This is a genomic window from Aeromonas sp. MR16 (genome assembly GCF_022549315.1).
Taxonomy (GTDB): Bacteria; Pseudomonadota; Gammaproteobacteria; order Enterobacterales; family Aeromonadaceae; genus Aeromonas; species Aeromonas aquatica.
Genome location: NZ_JAKZFK010000006.1, coordinates 96,824 through 111,978, shown reverse-complemented (window position 1 = coordinate 111,978; position 15,155 = coordinate 96,824). Strand labels below are relative to the sequence as shown.

Here is a 15,155-nt window from a genome sequence, read left to right as displayed (position 1 = left end):
AGGAGTGAGCCATGATTAGACATATCCTGCTGATTGCGTTCCAGCTTGATACCCAAGCCGAGCAGATTGAGGTGGACCGCCAGCGTTATCTGCCCCACCCGGATCACGAGGTGCTCAAAATCATTTTCCGCTCCGTGCTGGAACGTATCATAGTGCTGGATTATACCCCGCAGGCCGGAGATGTGGCTTTTGCTGAGGAGCGGTTGTGATGGTTGATGAACGCTGGTCTACCATCCCACCACTTCAACAAGCTCTAATGCAAGCCGTTATTGAGCAGGGAGAGGCTCACCCTGCCATAGAGGCTGGCGTGGTGGTTGGGTCACTCGCCAAGGGCAAGGCAGACAGGGTATCCGATGTCGATGTCTTGCTGCTGGCAACGCCAGGCTTCCATAAACAGGGTGAGGCTCTGGTGCACTCAATCGTGGGGGATCGGGCCGTATTTCACTGTTGGCGAGGAAGGCATGAAGAGGTTTGTTCTTACTGGCGTTACATCTTCTTGGACATGTCCAGCATAGAGATCCACATCCTTGACAGTGGTGCAGGATTCCCTCTTGCCAAACCTTACTTGCCCCTCTTTGATAAAACCTCTTGTCTGCCAGCACTGGAGGTTGGTGGCCCTGCTCCGAGTCATTGGGATTTCCCCGCCTATATGGCTGCAGGTGATGGTCTGGTATGGGAATTGTTTGATTGTCTCAAGTGGGCCGAGCGGGGCCAACGGGGTTTGGTCAGACACCATCTTCGCAAACTGTTGGGTGAGATGGATAAAGACCCGAATATCGCAGGCCGTGGTTAACACGGACAAGGAGAGAGCAATGTTGTTAGCCGCCATACAGTTGATCTCCGGCCGTCACTGGCAGGACAACAAGACACAGATCGCCGCCGAGCTGGCGGCCCTGCCAAAAGAGCGGCCGCTGCTGGCGTTGCTGCCGGAAAACTTCGCCCTGTTTGGTGAGCGGCAGGGTTATCTGGACGGTGCCGAGGCGCTTGGGACCGAGCCGAGCGACGCCGGCCCCATTCAGGCGCAGTTGGCCGCCTGGGCCAGGGAGCACGGGATCTGGCTGGTGGCCGGTGCCATGCCGACCCGGATCCCCGGCTCGACCCACATCCACACCAGCTCGCTGGTGTTCGATCCCAACGGGGATCGCAGGGGCCATTACCACAAGATTCATCTGTTCGATGTGGATGTGGCCGACAGCCACGGCCGCTATCGGGAATCGGAAACTTTCAGTCCTGGTCAGAACTGCGTGGTGGTGGACTCCCCCTTTGGTCCCCTCGGCCTCTCTATCTGTTATGATCTGCGCTTTCCCGAGCTCTATCGCCAGCTGACCCTTGCCGGTGCGCGGGTGTTGCTGGTGCCTGCCGCCTTCACCGCCGTGACTGGCGAGGCGCATTGGGAACCGCTGCTGCGGGCCCGCGCCATCGAGAATCAATGTTATGTGGTGGCCGCCAACCAGGGCGGTACCCATGAGACGGGGCGCCAGACCTGGGGCCACAGCATGGTGATCGATCCCTGGGGTCGGGTGCTGGCCTGTCGGCCGAGCGGCGCCGGCACTGTGCTGGCAGAGATGGATGCCGGGCTTATCGAAAAATTGAAGCGAACCATGCCGGTGCTGCAACACGCCCGCCTGCTTTAGCCTCGTCGATGTGACTTTCCCGCCGGTTCGATTAGGGAAGCCTGATCGGACCTATGGAAGCCGGATCGCATGAGGTCACGACTTTGCACTCTCTCCCGATGAGAGAGGCTGAAGAAATACCGTTACGACATCTCCCAGCGAGAATGGAGAAGAAGATTGAGTCTATTGAGCCAGGTTAGTGCCTCATTGTTGGCCCCGAACGACCTCGATGAAGGGCGGCTGCAGCAGCTGCTCGGCAGCCTGATGAGCCATCAGGTGGAGTTCGGCGACCTCTATTTCCAGCGCAGCTGGCACGAGTCCTGGATGCTGGAAGACGGCATCGTCAAGGATGGCAGCTACAACATCGATCAGGGGGTCGGGGTGCGTGCCGTCAGTGGCGAGAAGACCGGCTTCGCCTATTCCGATGAGCTGAGCCTGCTGGCACTGCAACAGTCGGTCACCGCCGCCCGTGGTATCGCCGCCGCCGGCGCCCAGGGCAAGGTGAAGGCCTGGGCCCGCACAGAAGCCAATCTGCTCTATCCGGCCATGGATCCCCTGCAAACCCTCGACAAGTATCAGAAGATCGCCTTGCTGGAGCAGATGGACAAGTTTGCCCGCAGCCTGGATCCCGCCATCAATCAGGTGATGGCCTCCATCAGCGGCGTCTATGAGGAGATCCTGGTGGCTGCCACCGATGGCACGCTCGCCGCCGATGTGCGCCCGCTGGTGCGACTGTCGGTGACCGTCATCGCCGAGAAGGGGGATCGCCGTGAGCGCGGCAGCGCCGGCGGCGGTGGTCGCTGTGGTTATGACCATTTCCTGGAGCTGGACGGGCTGGAGAGCCGGGCCTTCGGCTATGTGCGGGAAGCCGTGCGCCAGGCGCTGGTCAACCTCGAGGCCATCGATGCGCCGGCCGGCACCATGCCGGTGGTGCTCGGCGCCGGCTGGCCCGGCGTGCTGCTGCACGAGGCGGTAGGCCACGGCCTGGAAGGGGACTTCAACCGCAAGGGCTCATCCGCCTTCGCCGGTCGTATCGGTGAGCAGGTCGCCTCCAAGCACTGCACCATCGTCGATGACGGCACCCTGCCGGGTCTGCGTGGTTCCGTCAGCATCGATGACGAAGGGACGCCGGGTGGCTACAACGTGCTGATCGAGAACGGTATTCTCAAGGGCTACCTGCAGGACAAGCAGAATGCCCGGCTGATGGGGGTACCGCTCACCGGCAACGGCCGCCGCGAATCCTATGCCGCCCTGCCGATGCCGCGCATGACCAACACCTACATGCTGGCGGGTCAGTACGATCCGGCGGAGATCATCGCCTCGGTGAAGAAGGGGATCTACGCCCCGAACTTTGGTGGCGGTCAGGTGGACATCACCTCCGGCAAGTTCGTCTTCTCCGCCTCCGAGGCCTATCTCATCGAGGATGGCAAGATCACCGCCCCCATCAAGGGCGCCACGCTCATCGGCAACGGCCCAGAGGCCATGAGCCAGGTCTCTATGGTGGGCCATGATCTGGCATTGGATCGCGGGGTCGGCGTCTGCGGCAAGGAGGGGCAGAGCGTGCCGGTCGGGGTCGGCCAGCCGACCCTCAAGCTGGATCAGCTGACCGTGGGCGGCACCCAATAGGGTTGAGCATCCGCACCCTTACCTGATAAAGACCCCGGCTCAAGGCCGGGGTTTTTATTGCGCCAGAGAAGGGGTAATAAAAAGCCCCGGTTGATACCGGGGCTGGTCGACGCAGGGCGGGTCAGTTGACCGAGATGACGCGGGCGTCGATGTAATAGTGTGGATTGCCCTGGGGATCGATCCTTATCTGGGCCACCAGACGGTTGGATTTCCGGTGTTCCCATCCCTTGCTCAGTCGGGCGGGGGATGGGCTGGCTATGCCGACCACGTTCAGGTATTCATGAAACAGGCTGTAGCCATTGATCTCGGTCAGCATCTTTTCCATTCAATATCTCCTGAGGGGTAGATTGGTGTGGCAATACCACCTTAGGCCTCGCTAGCTGAACCTGGGCTGTATAAAAAATAGACGAAACCCTCATCCCCCCCTCGTTTAACCTGGTTTATTTGGCATCTTTTGGTTCCAGCGCCTGCTCGATGGCCTGCTCGGCAGCGCCCGGTGTCTGATGCTGGATCTGGGCGACAGGGGCACCGTGGAACACGGGGTCCTGCGCTACTTCCTTGATGCCATTGATGCAGAACTGCATGCCCATGCACACCAGCAGGAAGCCCATGATACGGGTCATGGCATCGATGCCGGTGGCCCCCAGGATCTTGCAGACCGGATCCGCCAGCTTGAGCACGCCCCAGCTGAGCAGGCTCATCAGGGCGAAGGCGGTGACCATGGCGGCATAGATGACGAAGCGGTTGTAGTCGGCCGGCAGCTCGGCGATCTGGGCGGCGCCGCTGATCACCAGGGCCATGGTGCCCGGCCCGCACATGCTGGGCATGGTGAGCGGCACGAAGGCGATGCTCTGGTTGATGTCGACCCCGGCGGCCTGACTCGGGGCGGGGAACAGCATGCGAAAGCCGATGAAGGCGATGATGAGACCGCCGGCCAGCCGCAGACCGGGAATGGAGATCCCGAACAGATCCAGGATGGAGGAGCCGATGAAGAAGCTGACGCAGAGGGTGGCGAACAGATAGATGGCGGCCAGATTGATCTGGCGGCGGATGTGCTCGCGGGACATGCCCTTGCTCAGACCCAGCAGCAGGGTCGCCGTGGTGGGGGGATTGACCATGGGAAGCAGGGCCAGCAAGGCGATGAATACGACCTGGAAAAACATCTTGCACCTCGGGGTGGTTGGCAAAAAACAGGGGCCAGACGCGGGTCTGGCCTAAGGGGGGGCTACTCTACGGGAGCCCGGCTGAATATAGCCGGAACGAAGGGGCCCCGAAAGTCGGGGTCCCTGTCTTGATCATGCCGTCTGCGGTGCAGCCTGACGTTGACCCCGCTGCCGCAGCCAGAGCCAGAGGCCGAGCACGAAGCCGAGCACGGCCAGGCTGACCACATAGTGGGAGGGCGCCAGCACGTCGTTCTTCATCCACAGCGTGACCAGCATAGGGGTCAGACCACCGAAGATGGCGTAGGCCACGTTGTAGGAGAACGACAGGCCGGAGAAGCGCACCGCGGCCGGGAAGGCGTTGACCATCACATAGGGCACAGCCCCGACGATGCCGACGGCGAAACCCGCCAGCACATAGAGCGGCACCAGCTGTTCCATGCCCGCCGCCAGACCGTGATAGAAGGCGTAAGTCGCCCCCGCCAGCAGCAAGGAGCCGAACACGAAGGTGGGACCGCTGCCGAGGGCGTCGGCCAGCCTGCCGTAGAAGATGCAACCCAGGGTGAGCGCGACTATGGCCAGGGAGTTGGCGGTCAGGGCATCGGCGGGACTGATGCCATGGACTTTTTGCAGGTAGGTCGGGGTCATCAGGATCACCACCACTATGCCGGCGGAGAGCAGCCAGGTCAGCAGCATGGAGATGACGACACTGCCCTTGTGCTCACGCAGCACCGTCTTGAGCGGCAGCTCCTCGGCCAGGGCCTTGTTGGCCTGCATCTCGGCGAAGACCGGGGTCTCGTGCAGCCAGCGGCGCAGGTACATGGCGACGATGCCGAAGATGCCGCCGAGGACGAAGGCCAGACGCCAGCCCCACTCGCTCACCTCGACCGGGCTCATGCCGCGGTTGATGGCGGTGGCGACCAGGGAGCCGAGCAGGATGCCGGCCGTCAGCCCTGCCGTGAGCGTGCCACAGGCGATGCCGATCCGCTTGGCCGGCACGTGTTCGGCCACGAACACCCAGGCACCGGGGACTTCGCCGCCGATGGCGGCCCCTTGCAGGATGCGCAGCAGCAACAGCAACAGCGGTGCGGCGATGCCGAGGGCCGCATAGGTGGGCAACAGGCCGATCAGCAGGGTCGGCAGCGCCATCAGGATGATGCTCAGGGTGAACATGCGCTTGCGGCCGATGAGATCGCCGAAGTGGGCCATGATGATGCCGCCGAGGGGGCGGGCCAGGTAGCCAGCGGCGAAGATGCCGAAGGTCTGGAACTGGCGCAGCCACTCGGGAATATCGGCGGGGAAGAACAGCTCGCCTATCACCACGGCGAAGAAGACGAAGATGATAAAGTCGTAGAATTCGAGGGCGCCGCCGAGGGCCGCCAGGCTCAGGGTCTTGTAATCCTGTCGGTTGAGGGGGCGATTATGGTCATGCGTGGTGCGGACTGTAGTCATATCCTTATGTTTCCCATGATTTTTTAGTTATTGTTCCCCATCCTTGTGCGGGGACGCGCTCAATCATGAGGGTATGCTTTTGTGTCCCGAGATGTAAATCGCACAATTCGCAACACAGTCTTGCAACACTGAAGCCACAAACGGACCTGATGGTGACCGGTCGCGGATCCGCGGCAGAGGCGCTGGCTGGCGGCTCCCTATACAAGAGTTGGATAGATGATGACAAAAACCAAGGTGCTGCTCTCCTGGAGCAGCGGCAAGGACAGTGCCTGGGCACTGCATCGGCTGCGCCAGGACCCGGCCATCGAGGTGGTGGGACTCTTCACCACCCTCAATCAGGCGTTCGAGCGGGTTGCCATGCACGGGGTGCGCAAGCAGTTGCTGGTGCAGCAGGCCGAGTGCGTGGGGCTGCCGCTGCTGACCATCGATCTGCCCTGGCCCTGCAGCAACGAGGATTACGGCCGCATCATGACCGGCTTCATTGCCGAGGTGGTGGCCAAGGGTATCCGGCATATGGCGTTCGGGGATCTCTTCCTCGAGGACGTGCGCGCCTATCGGGAGCGCCAGCTCGAGGGCACCGGGATCACGGCGCTGTTCCCGCTCTGGGGCAGCGACACCCGGCTGTTGGCGCGGGAGATGATGACGGCGGGGCTCAAGGCGCGGATCAGCACCCTCGACCCCAAGAAGCTGGAGGTGAGCCTCGGCGGCCACGACTTCGATGAGGCGCTGCTGGCGGCCCTGCCGGAGGGAGTGGACCCTTGCGGCGAGAACGGCGAGTTCCACACCCTGGCCTATGACGGCCCCATGTTCATGCTGCCTCTGGCCATAAAAACAGGGGAAACTGTGGTGAGAGACGGCTTCGTCTTTACCGATCTGCTACCGGTCGACGCCGTGGATGAGATGAGCGACAAGTCCTGAGCCGGCAACGCCGCCAGCCCACAACAAAGAGCCGACCCAAGGGTCGGCTCTTTGCTTGTTGCATGCTTTCCTAGCGGGCGGCGAAGGTGTCGCAGCTGGCGGGCTTGCCACTGTCGAAGCCCTTCTTGAACCAGGCGAGGCGCTGGGCCGAGCTGCCGTGGGTGAAGCTGTCCGGCACCACCCGGCCCTGACCCTGCTGTTGCAGCCGGTCGTCGCCGATGGCCTGGGCGGCGTTGAGGGCCTCCTCCAGATCGCCGTGCTCCAGCACCTGCTCCCGCTCCATATAGTGGCCCCAGACCCCGGCGAAGCAGTCGGCCTGCAGTTCGAGTTTGACCGACAGCTTGTTCTGCGCGGCCTGACTCAGCCCCTGTTGCTGTTGACGCACCTTGGTGGAGATGCCGAGCAGGGCCTGCACGTGGTGACCCACCTCGTGGGCGACCACATAGCCCTGGGCGAAGTCACCGTCGGCCCCGAGCTTGTCGCGCATGTCCTGATAGAAGGAGAGATCGATGTAGACGGAGCGATCTGCCGGGCAGTAGAAGGGGCCCATCACCGACTGGCCCTGACCGCAACCGGTGCGGGTGGCGCCGCGATAGAGCACCAGTTTGGGGGGCTGATATTGGCTGCCGCTGCCCTTGAAGATCTCCCCCCAGGCATCCTCGGTGGAGGCAAGCATCACAGAGGTGAATTTGGCCAGGGGATCGCTCGCCGGCTGAGACATATTCTGGCGCGGCGCCTGGGTTTGCGGGGCCGGATCGTTGAGCAGGGGGCTCAGGTCCACGCCGTAGTAACCCGCCACCATCACCACCACAATCAGGATGAGACGACCCTTGCCACCGATGGGCAGGCCGCCGCCCCCGCTGCCACCGCCTTCCTGGCGCCTGTCTTCCACATTGCTGCTCTCACGGCGATCTTGCCAGCGCATGTCTGCCTACTCCCGTTATTGGCTGTGGCAGTAATGATAATGGCTGGCCGCCCACCTTGCCTCACGAGGGGACCTCATTTGGCCCAGGGCATCTCGGGCAGGCTGTCGAGGAACTCGGCGTAGCGGGTCAGGTTGAAGGGGCCCTGTTCCGCCTCCATCGCCATCAGCTCGGCGCCGAGGGCGCAGGCGATGTATTGCAGCGCCTCTTCGCGGGGGGTGCCTTTCATCACCAGCCGCATCAGGGTGGCTTTGACCTGCAGGGGATGGCCGTCGGCGAGCTGGTTATCAACCATCTCGAGCAGGGTCTGTTCGTCGAAAAATTCGGTGGATTCCGTCATGGTGTCTGTCCTGAACGTTGCACTGATAGTCTGAATAGGGGGAGCAGTATAGCCGCAACCGGCCCGCGGCTCGCGCCGAAATGGAGTTCATGTCGGCGAGGATGACAGGCCCCTGGCGTCATGCCCGGGACTTTTGTCGCCGATCCTGTCACTTCCGCCCGCCAGACCTTGCCAAGGGGCCGTCGCGGGGGCAGTCTTGATGGCCTGTTATGTTTCCGTTTATTCCTAAAAGAAGAGCCCTTGCCATGATCCTCTCCGAGCGACTCATCCTGCGCGAATTAACCACGGCTGACGCCCCCTTTATTCTCGAACTGCTCAACGACGGCGATTTCCATCGCTACATCGGCGATCGCGGGGTACGCACCCTGGGCGATGCCGAAGACTACATCCAGCAGGGGCCGGCGATCAGCTATGCCCAGCATGGGCATGGTCTCTATCTGGTGATGCGGCGGGACGATGAGGCCAGGATCGGCATCTGCGGCCTGATCAAGCGCGATACCCTGCCGTGCGAGGATATCGGCTATGCCTTCCTGCCTGCTTATCGTGGTCTGGGTTATGGCGTAGAAGCGGCGCAGGCGGCGCTGCAAGACGGTCGGGAGCGGCTGGGAATCGAGCGAGTGATCGCCATCGTCACCCCGGGCAACGAGCGCTCGGTCGCACTGCTGGCCAAGCTGGGGCTGAGTCAGGGTCGGTTGGTCAGGCTGGGTGAGAGCGAAGAGGAGTGCCTGCTGCTGGAAGATCCAAGCAGGGAAAGCGTGCCGGTCTGAATCGGTAAACGGCAAAATAGCAAAAGGGCCGCCGTGAGTTGCGGCCTGTTTGTGTCGTGGCTGTCGGTGGGCCGGATCAGTTGAGGTCTTCGATGGAGAACTCGCCAGGGATGCCATCACAGGAGATGGCGAAGCCACCGCTGAAACGGGTACTGAACTGGATCAGGAAGGCATCGGCATCCTGCTCTTGCAGGGGCAGGTTGACGGGTTTGCTACGACGCAGGGGTTTGTGTGTTTGTACGGCTTTCATCATGGTATTTCTCTATATAAATTAAGTGTTTGCTCCTTGTTTTTGCAAATTTCAGGTCAATGGGCGTGGTCAGATCCACGCAGGAATACCCAGCCCCTTAAGGGCGTCTGCACTTTTCAAGGAAATGCGCCAAGGAACATGCAGATGCATGGTGCTACTTGGGAGTGGGCAGATCGGGTCTGCACCGTGAGAGCCGGGCAACGCAGGCAGACAGCCTGACGGTTCTCAAGGCGAGTAAATCAGAGGGAGGTTATGCGGGTACTGACTGGATTCAACCAAAGGTGAAGCATTGCAGGGGTAACATAAACAGGGCTGATTAACTAGCCGGGGCGCATTCTCTCTGCAAAATGAATGAAAAGCAAACAGATATTTCGCTGGTGCGTAAAAAAGCCACAGGCTTCACCAGCGACGGCTCAGCAAAAGGGCTCCCGTCGGGAGCCCTTTTCGTTGGTCGCCTTATGAGGTTTCCCCCTCGGCTTAGTAGCTGCCGCTGGCCTTTTTGGCCGCGGTGATCATGGGCGTGATGGTCATGCCCTGTACCACGATGGAGAACATCACCACCGAGTAGGTCATCACCAGGATCACCTCCCGCAGATCGACACCCTGCTCCGGCAGCACCATGACGCCGGAGGGCAGCGCCAGTGCCATGGCCATGGCCAGGCCACCGCGCAGGCCGCCCCAGGTCAGGATGCGGATGGAGAAGGTGTTGTAGCTGCGGAAACGGCGGAAGGCGACGTAGGGCAGGGACACGCTGATGAAGCGGGCGGCCAGGCAGAGCGGCACCGCGATGACCAGCAGGATCCAGTCTTGCCAGGCGAGATCCAGCAGCACCAGTGCCAGGCCGATCAGCAGGAACAGCAGGGCGTTGAGGAACTGATCCATCAACTCCCAGAAGTGATCCAGGTGGTGGCGGCTCTGCTCGGAGAAGCCGGACTGGCGGGTCCAGTTGCCGATCATGATGCCGGTGACCACCATGGCCAGGGCGCCGGAGACGCCGATCATGTTGGCGAAGGCGAAGCCCGCGGTCGGGATGCAGAGCGTCAGCAGCAGCTCGAGGGAGCCGTCGTCGGTGGCGCTGATCATCACGTGGGCGATGAGCCCCAGCACGGCGCCGAACAGGATGCCGCCGAGGGCCTCGTGCAAGAACAGGCCGGCCACGCTGCCGAAGGTCGGCTCGACCCCGCCGAAGGCGACGGCAAACACGGTGGCGAAGATCACCAGGCCGACCCCGTCGTTAAACAGGGATTCCCCCTCGATCTGGATGGCGATCTGGGGTGGCGCCTTCATCTTCTTGACGATGGCCAGCACGGCGATGGGGTCGGTGGGGGAGATCAGTGCACCGAACAGCATGCAGTAGACCAACGGCAGCTCCCAGCCCAGCAGCTTGGCGATGAACCAGAAGCCATAGCCGATGAGGAAAGTGGAGAGCAGGGTCGCCACTATGGAGAGGATGGTGATCTCCCACTTCTGACTGCGCAGGGCCTTCAGATTGATGCCGAGTCCGCCGGCGAACAGCAGGAAGCCCAGGATCCCCTTCAGCAGGAAGTTCTGGAAGTCGATGCTCTCCATGGTCTCGACGGCCAGCGGTTCCAGATTGAACCAACCCAGCTTACCAAACAGCACCAGCAGGGCGGAGATCAGCATGGATCCTGCCGTGATGGCGATGGTGGTCTGGATCTTCACCACATACTGGTTGGCAAAGGCGATGAATATCGCCAGCGCTGCCAGGAAGCAGAGTGTGTAGTAGACGCTCATAGTTATTTTTCTCTTTAGTAAACAGCAAGCACGTATCCCCATTGAGGACGGGCATAGGGTACTCTCGGCTCAGGGGGTACTCATTACCTATTTATGGTTATATTTAATCAACCGCACGGACAGATAGACGGCTAGATTTCCATACCATTCGTTTGCTGTTAGGATGAGGTTAACTCAGTGGCATGGATGTAAGAGGAACGAGCGGTGTCTAACGAAAAGCTGAACAAGAAACAGGGGTTGGAAGCGAGCCTGAAGGAACGGATCCTGATCATCGATGGCGCCATGGGCACCATGATCCAGGGCTACAAGCTGGGTGAGGCCGATTATCGCGGTGCGCGTTTTGCCGATTGGCATACCGACATCAAGGGCAACAACGATCTGCTGGTGCTGACCAAACCGGCGGTCATCCGCGAGATCCACGATCAGTATTGCGCCGCCGGGGCCGACATCCTCGAGACCAACACCTTCAACGCCACCCGTATCGCCATGGCCGATTACGAGATGGAAGAATTCTCTGCCGAGATCAACCGGGAGGCCGCTCGCCTCGCCCGCGCCGTCGCCGATGAGTGGACGGCAAGAGAGCCCCACAAGCCGCGTTTCGTGGCCGGGGTTCTGGGCCCGACCAACCGCACCGCCTCCATCTCGCCGGACGTCAACGATCCGGGCAAGCGCAACGTCACCTATGACCAGCTGGTGGTCGCCTACACCGAATCGACCCACGCCCTCATCGAGGGCGGCGCCGACATCATCCTGATCGAGACCATCTTCGATACCCTCAACGCCAAGGCCGCCGCCTTCGCGGTGGATCTGGTGTTCGAGGAGCTCGGCCATGCCCTGCCGGTGATGATCTCCGGCACCATCACCGATGCCTCCGGTCGCACCCTCTCCGGCCAGACCACGGAAGCCTTCTACCATTCCCTGCGCCACGTCAAACCGCTGTCGTTCGGCCTCAACTGTGCGCTCGGCCCGGATGAGCTGCGCCAGTACGTGGAGGAGCTGTCGCGCATCAGCGAGAGCCATGTCAGCGCCCACCCCAACGCCGGTCTGCCCAACGCCTTCGGCGAGTACGATCTGGATGCGGGAGAGATGGCGGAGCACATCCGCGAGTGGGCCCAGAGCGGCTTCCTGAACCTGGTGGGGGGCTGCTGCGGCACCACCCCGACCCACATTCGCGCCATGAGCGATGCCGTGGCGGGTATCCGACCGCGCGCCCTGCCCGAGCTGCCGGTGGCCTGCCGGCTGTCAGGGTTGGAACCGCTGATCATCACCGCGGAGTCCATGTTCGTGAACGTGGGGGAGCGCACCAACGTCACCGGCTCGGCCAAGTTCAAGCGGCTGATCAAGGAGGGGCTCTACGACGAGGCCCTGGACGTGGCCAAGCAGCAGGTCGAGAGCGGCGCCCAGATCATCGACATCAACATGGACGAGGGGATGCTGGACGCCGAGGCGGCCATGGTGCGCTTCCTCAATCTGATCGCCGGCGAGCCGGACATCGCCCGGGTGCCTGTGATGATCGACTCCTCCAAGTGGGAGGTGCTGGAGGCGGGCCTCAAGTGCGTGCAGGGCAAGCCGGTGGTCAACTCCATCTCCATGAAGGAGGGGGAGGAGAAGTTCATCCAGCAGGCCAAACTGCTGCGTCGCTACGGCGCCGCCGTCATCGTGATGGCGTTCGACGAGGTGGGCCAGGCCGATACCCGCGCCCGCAAGTTCGAGATCTGCCAGCGCGCCTACCGCATCCTGGTGGACAGGGTCGGCTTCCCGCCGGAAGACATCATCTTCGATCCCAACATCTTCGCCGTCGCCACCGGCATCGACGAGCACAACAACTACGCGGTGGACTTCATCGAGGCGGTGAAGGACATCAAGGACAACCTGCCCCACGCCATGATCTCCGGCGGCGTCTCCAACGTCTCCTTCTCCTTCCGTGGCAACGAGCCGGTGCGCGAGGCCATTCACGCCGTCTTCCTCTACCACGCCATCCAGAACGGCATGGACATGGGCATAGTCAACGCCGGTCAGCTCGCCATCTATGAAGACATCCCGGCGGAGTTGAAAGAGAAAGTCATCGCCGTGGTGCTCAACCTCAACGACAACGCCACCGAGGATCTGCTGGCCATCGCCGAGAAGTATCGCGGCGCCGGCGCCCAGGCCGAGGATCCGCGGGATCAGGAGTGGCGCAGTTGGCCGGTGGGCAAGCGGCTGGAGCATGCCCTGGTCAAGGGCATCACCGACTTCATCGAGGAGGATACCGAAGAGGCGCGGGCCGGGGCCGAGAAGCCGCTGCACGTCATCGAGGGGCCGCTGATGGACGGCATGAACGTGGTCGGCGATCTGTTCGGCGCGGGCAAGATGTTCCTGCCCCAGGTGGTGAAGTCGGCGCGGGTGATGAAGCGCGCGGTGGCCTACCTGCAGCCCTATATCGAACAGGAGAAGGAGGGGGGCTCCAGCAACGGCAAGATAGTGATGGCCACGGTGAAGGGAGACGTGCACGACATCGGCAAGAACATCGTCGGCGTGGTGTTGCAGTGCAACAACTACGAAATCGTCGATCTCGGGGTCATGGTCTCCTGCGAGAAGATCCTCAAAACCGCCAGGGAAGTGAATGCCGACATGATCGGATTGTCCGGCCTGATCACCCCTTCCCTCGACGAGATGGTGCACGTGGCCAAGGAGATGGAGCGTCAGGGGTTTACACTGCCGCTGCTGATCGGTGGCGCCACCACCTCCAAGGCGCACACCGCGGTCAAGATAGAGCAGAACTACTCCGAACCCGTGGTCTATGTGTCGAACGCATCGCGGGCGGTCGGGGTGGCCCAGAGCCTGCTCAATCCCGAGCTCAAGCCCGCCTTCGTGGCCCGCATCGACAAGGAGTACGAGATAGCCCGGGAGCAGCACGCCCGCAAGCAACCGAGATCCAAGCCGGTCAGCCTGGCCCATGCCCGCGCCAACCGCCAGCAGTTGGACTGGGTCGGCTATCAGCCGCCAGCCCCCCGCGAGCCTGGCGTGCAGAACTTCGAAGACGTGCCCATCTCGGTGCTGCGGCCCTACATCGACTGGACGCCCTTCTTCCTGAGCTGGGAGCTGGCGGGCAAGTATCCGCGCATCCTGGAGGACGAAGTCGTCGGTGAGGAGGCGACCAAGCTGTTTGCCGATGCCAACGCCATGCTGGATCAGCTCGAACGGGATGGCAGCGTGCGCTGCGCCGGTATCATAGGCCTGTTCCCCGCCAACGGCGTCGGCGACAGCATCGAGGTCTATACCGACGAATCGCGCACCGAGGTGCGCAAGGTGTTGCACCACCTGCGCCAGCAGAGCGAGAAGCAGGGCTTCCCGAACTACTGCCTGGCGGACTATGTGGCGCCGAAAGAGAGCGGCAAGCCGGACTGGATCGGCGCCTTTGCGGTGACCGGCGGCATAGGCGAGGAGGCCATCGCCAACGCCTACAAGGCCCAGCATGATGATTTCAATGCCATTCTGGTGCAGGCGGTGTGCGACCGCCTGGCGGAAGCCTTCGCCGAGTACCTGCACGAGCAGGTACGTAAGGTGCATTGGGGTTATGCCCAAGATGAGGCCCTCAGCAACGAGGAGCTCATTCGCGAGAACTATCAGGGCATACGCCCGGCCCCCGGTTACCCGGCCTGCCCTGAGCACACCGAGAAGGGCAGCATCTGGGAGCTGCTGGGCGTCGAGCAGGCCATCGGCATGAAACTGACCGAATCCTACGCCATGTGGCCGGGGGCGGCGGTGTCCGGCTGGTACTTCTCCCACCCCGACAGCAAGTACTTCGCGGTGGCGCAGATCCAGCAGGATCAGGTCGAAGACTACGCCCAGCGCAAGGGCATGACCCTGGTGGAAGCCGAGCGCTGGCTGGGGCCTAACCTGCATTGATCGGGTGTAAGTGGTCAGGAGAGGAAATGGACAAGGCAAGAGATGATGAGGCATGGCCGGATGAGGTGTTGATTGCCCGCTGTCTGGCCGAAGCGGATGAAGAGGGATACATCGATTTCAAGGTGTTCTGTCGGGCTCTGGATGTATCTGCCTCTGCGCTGGCCGGCTTCTTCCATGAGCGCGATCGCTTCTATGACTCGCCGGAGATGGTGGCCCTACGTGAAGGGTTAAACCACAGGGTAGAGTGGCGTGAACGCAAGCGGCGGGACGGCACGTCCCATGAACCAGCCCGGTTCGTGGTGAAGCAGGCGCAGATCCATCGGGATCATCTCGCATGCTTTCTGCAACGGTCGGAGCGATACATCACCCGGGCCAGGGCAGACTTTGATCGGGCTGTGCTGCGCTGGCGCATGGAGCAAAGCGGGGTCGGCCCCCTCCATTGAGCCAGCTTCCCCTTTTTATT

At 62.1% G+C, this 15,155-nt stretch carries 15 protein-coding genes; 8 read left to right on the top strand and 7 right to left on the bottom strand.

All coding sequences use genetic code 11. The annotated features are described in order from the left end of the window. The first annotated feature begins 11 nt into the window (after positions 1-11). From MM194_RS07090 to tldD, 4 genes are all read left to right on the top strand, one after another. Positions 12-209, top strand: a complete 198-nt coding sequence (locus tag MM194_RS07090; RefSeq protein WP_241343145.1) for a Dabb family protein — start codon at positions 12-14, stop codon at positions 207-209. After that, the gene (locus MM194_RS07085; protein WP_241343144.1) at positions 209-793 is read left to right on the top strand and encodes a nucleotidyltransferase domain-containing protein; all 585 of its coding nucleotides are present in this window, start codon (positions 209-211) and stop codon (positions 791-793) included. Before MM194_RS07090 ends, MM194_RS07085 begins: the two co-directional genes overlap by 1 nt. A gap of 19 nt (positions 794-812) precedes the next feature. Continuing rightward, positions 813-1,634, top strand: coding sequence for a carbon-nitrogen hydrolase family protein (locus tag MM194_RS07080; RefSeq protein ID WP_241343143.1), 822 nt, complete (start codon positions 813-815; stop codon positions 1,632-1,634). A gap of 156 nt (positions 1,635-1,790) precedes the next feature. Next, positions 1,791-3,239 (top strand): metalloprotease TldD, encoded by a 1,449-nt coding sequence (tldD, locus tag MM194_RS07075; RefSeq protein WP_241343142.1) that lies wholly within the window; start codon positions 1,791-1,793, stop codon positions 3,237-3,239. Between the two features lie 121 nt (positions 3,240-3,360). Here the strand turns inward: tldD and MM194_RS07070 are convergent, their stop codons facing one another. The 3 genes from MM194_RS07070 to MM194_RS07060 all read right to left on the bottom strand — a co-directional run bounded on the left by MM194_RS07070 (position 3,361) and on the right by MM194_RS07060 (position 5,851). Further along, positions 3,361-3,564: a hypothetical protein gene (locus tag MM194_RS07070; protein WP_033131680.1), complete on the bottom strand. Its 204-nt coding sequence runs from the start codon at positions 3,562-3,564 to the stop codon at positions 3,361-3,363. A gap of 115 nt (positions 3,565-3,679) precedes the next feature. Further along, entirely contained in the window at positions 3,680-4,402 is a 723-nt protein-coding gene (locus tag MM194_RS07065; protein WP_347006501.1) for a MarC family NAAT transporter, read from the bottom strand. A 132-nt stretch (positions 4,403-4,534) separates the two neighbouring features. Beyond that, a complete protein-coding gene (locus tag MM194_RS07060; protein ID WP_241343141.1) occupies positions 4,535-5,851 on the bottom strand; it encodes an MFS transporter in 1,317 nt (438 codons plus the stop codon). A gap of 219 nt (positions 5,852-6,070) precedes the next feature. Here MM194_RS07060 and MM194_RS07055 point away from each other — a divergent pair, with 219 nt between their 5' ends. After that, a complete protein-coding gene (locus MM194_RS07055) occupies positions 6,071-6,769 on the top strand; it encodes an adenine nucleotide alpha hydrolase (protein ID WP_241343172.1) in 699 nt (232 codons plus the stop codon). A 70-nt stretch (positions 6,770-6,839) separates the two neighbouring features. Here MM194_RS07055 and MM194_RS07050 read toward each other — a convergent pair whose 3' ends face one another. Further along, the gene (locus tag MM194_RS07050) at positions 6,840-7,694 is read right to left on the bottom strand and encodes a neutral zinc metallopeptidase (RefSeq protein WP_033131683.1); all 855 of its coding nucleotides are present in this window, start codon (positions 7,692-7,694) and stop codon (positions 6,840-6,842) included. 74 nt (positions 7,695-7,768) lie between these two features. Beyond that, complete coding sequence (locus tag MM194_RS07045) at positions 7,769-8,032, bottom strand: hypothetical protein (RefSeq protein ID WP_241343140.1); 264 nt, start codon at positions 8,030-8,032, stop codon at positions 7,769-7,771. 245 nt (positions 8,033-8,277) lie between these two features. Between MM194_RS07045 and MM194_RS07040 the strand changes: the two genes are divergently transcribed. After that, positions 8,278-8,799, top strand: coding sequence for a GNAT family N-acetyltransferase (locus tag MM194_RS07040; RefSeq protein ID WP_033131685.1), 522 nt, complete (start codon positions 8,278-8,280; stop codon positions 8,797-8,799). A 76-nt stretch (positions 8,800-8,875) separates the two neighbouring features. On the opposite strand, the gene MM194_RS07035 is transcribed toward MM194_RS07040, so the two are convergent. Beyond that, positions 8,876-9,052 (bottom strand): hypothetical protein, encoded by a 177-nt coding sequence (locus MM194_RS07035; RefSeq protein ID WP_152599339.1) that lies wholly within the window; start codon positions 9,050-9,052, stop codon positions 8,876-8,878. 474 nt (positions 9,053-9,526) lie between these two features. After that, positions 9,527-10,804: a sodium:proton antiporter gene (locus MM194_RS07030; RefSeq protein ID WP_033131521.1), complete on the bottom strand. Its 1,278-nt coding sequence runs from the start codon at positions 10,802-10,804 to the stop codon at positions 9,527-9,529. A 204-nt stretch (positions 10,805-11,008) separates the two neighbouring features. Between MM194_RS07030 and metH the strand changes: the two genes are divergently transcribed. Together metH and MM194_RS07020 are read left to right on the top strand one after the other, a co-directional pair. Next, a complete protein-coding gene (gene metH / locus MM194_RS07025) occupies positions 11,009-14,692 on the top strand; it encodes a methionine synthase (protein ID WP_241343139.1) in 3,684 nt (1,227 codons plus the stop codon). A gap of 26 nt (positions 14,693-14,718) precedes the next feature. Next, positions 14,719-15,135, top strand: coding sequence for a hypothetical protein (locus MM194_RS07020; protein ID WP_241343138.1), 417 nt, complete (start codon positions 14,719-14,721; stop codon positions 15,133-15,135). Positions 15,136-15,155: the final 20 nt, after the last annotated feature.

Excerpts from the sequence above, each read along its gene's own strand:
- MM194_RS07055 (WP_241343172.1), top strand. The coding sequence starts at position 6,071 with ATGACAAAAACCAAGGTGCTGCTCTCCTGGAGCAGCGGCAAGGACAGT.
- MM194_RS07030 (WP_033131521.1), bottom strand. The coding sequence starts at position 10,804 with ATGAGCGTCTACTACACACTCTGCTTCCTGGCAGCGCTGGCGATATTC.
- MM194_RS07070 (WP_033131680.1), bottom strand. The coding sequence starts at position 3,564 with ATGGAAAAGATGCTGACCGAGATCAATGGCTACAGCCTGTTTCATGAA.
- MM194_RS07080 (WP_241343143.1), top strand. The coding sequence starts at position 813 with ATGTTGTTAGCCGCCATACAGTTGATCTCCGGCCGTCACTGGCAGGAC.
- MM194_RS07035 (WP_152599339.1), bottom strand. The coding sequence starts at position 9,052 with ATGATGAAAGCCGTACAAACACACAAACCCCTGCGTCGTAGCAAACCC.
- MM194_RS07085 (WP_241343144.1), top strand. The coding sequence starts at position 209 with ATGGTTGATGAACGCTGGTCTACCATCCCACCACTTCAACAAGCTCTA.
- MM194_RS07060 (WP_241343141.1), bottom strand. The coding sequence starts at position 5,851 with ATGACTACAGTCCGCACCACGCATGACCATAATCGCCCCCTCAACCGA.
- MM194_RS07040 (WP_033131685.1), top strand. The coding sequence starts at position 8,278 with ATGATCCTCTCCGAGCGACTCATCCTGCGCGAATTAACCACGGCTGAC.
- MM194_RS07065 (WP_347006501.1), bottom strand. The coding sequence starts at position 4,402 with ATGTTTTTCCAGGTCGTATTCATCGCCTTGCTGGCCCTGCTTCCCATG.
- MM194_RS07020 (WP_241343138.1), top strand. The coding sequence starts at position 14,719 with ATGGACAAGGCAAGAGATGATGAGGCATGGCCGGATGAGGTGTTGATT.
- MM194_RS07090 (WP_241343145.1), top strand. The coding sequence starts at position 12 with ATGATTAGACATATCCTGCTGATTGCGTTCCAGCTTGATACCCAAGCC.
- MM194_RS07050 (WP_033131683.1), bottom strand. The coding sequence starts at position 7,694 with ATGCGCTGGCAAGATCGCCGTGAGAGCAGCAATGTGGAAGACAGGCGC.
- MM194_RS07045 (WP_241343140.1), bottom strand. The coding sequence starts at position 8,032 with ATGACGGAATCCACCGAATTTTTCGACGAACAGACCCTGCTCGAGATG.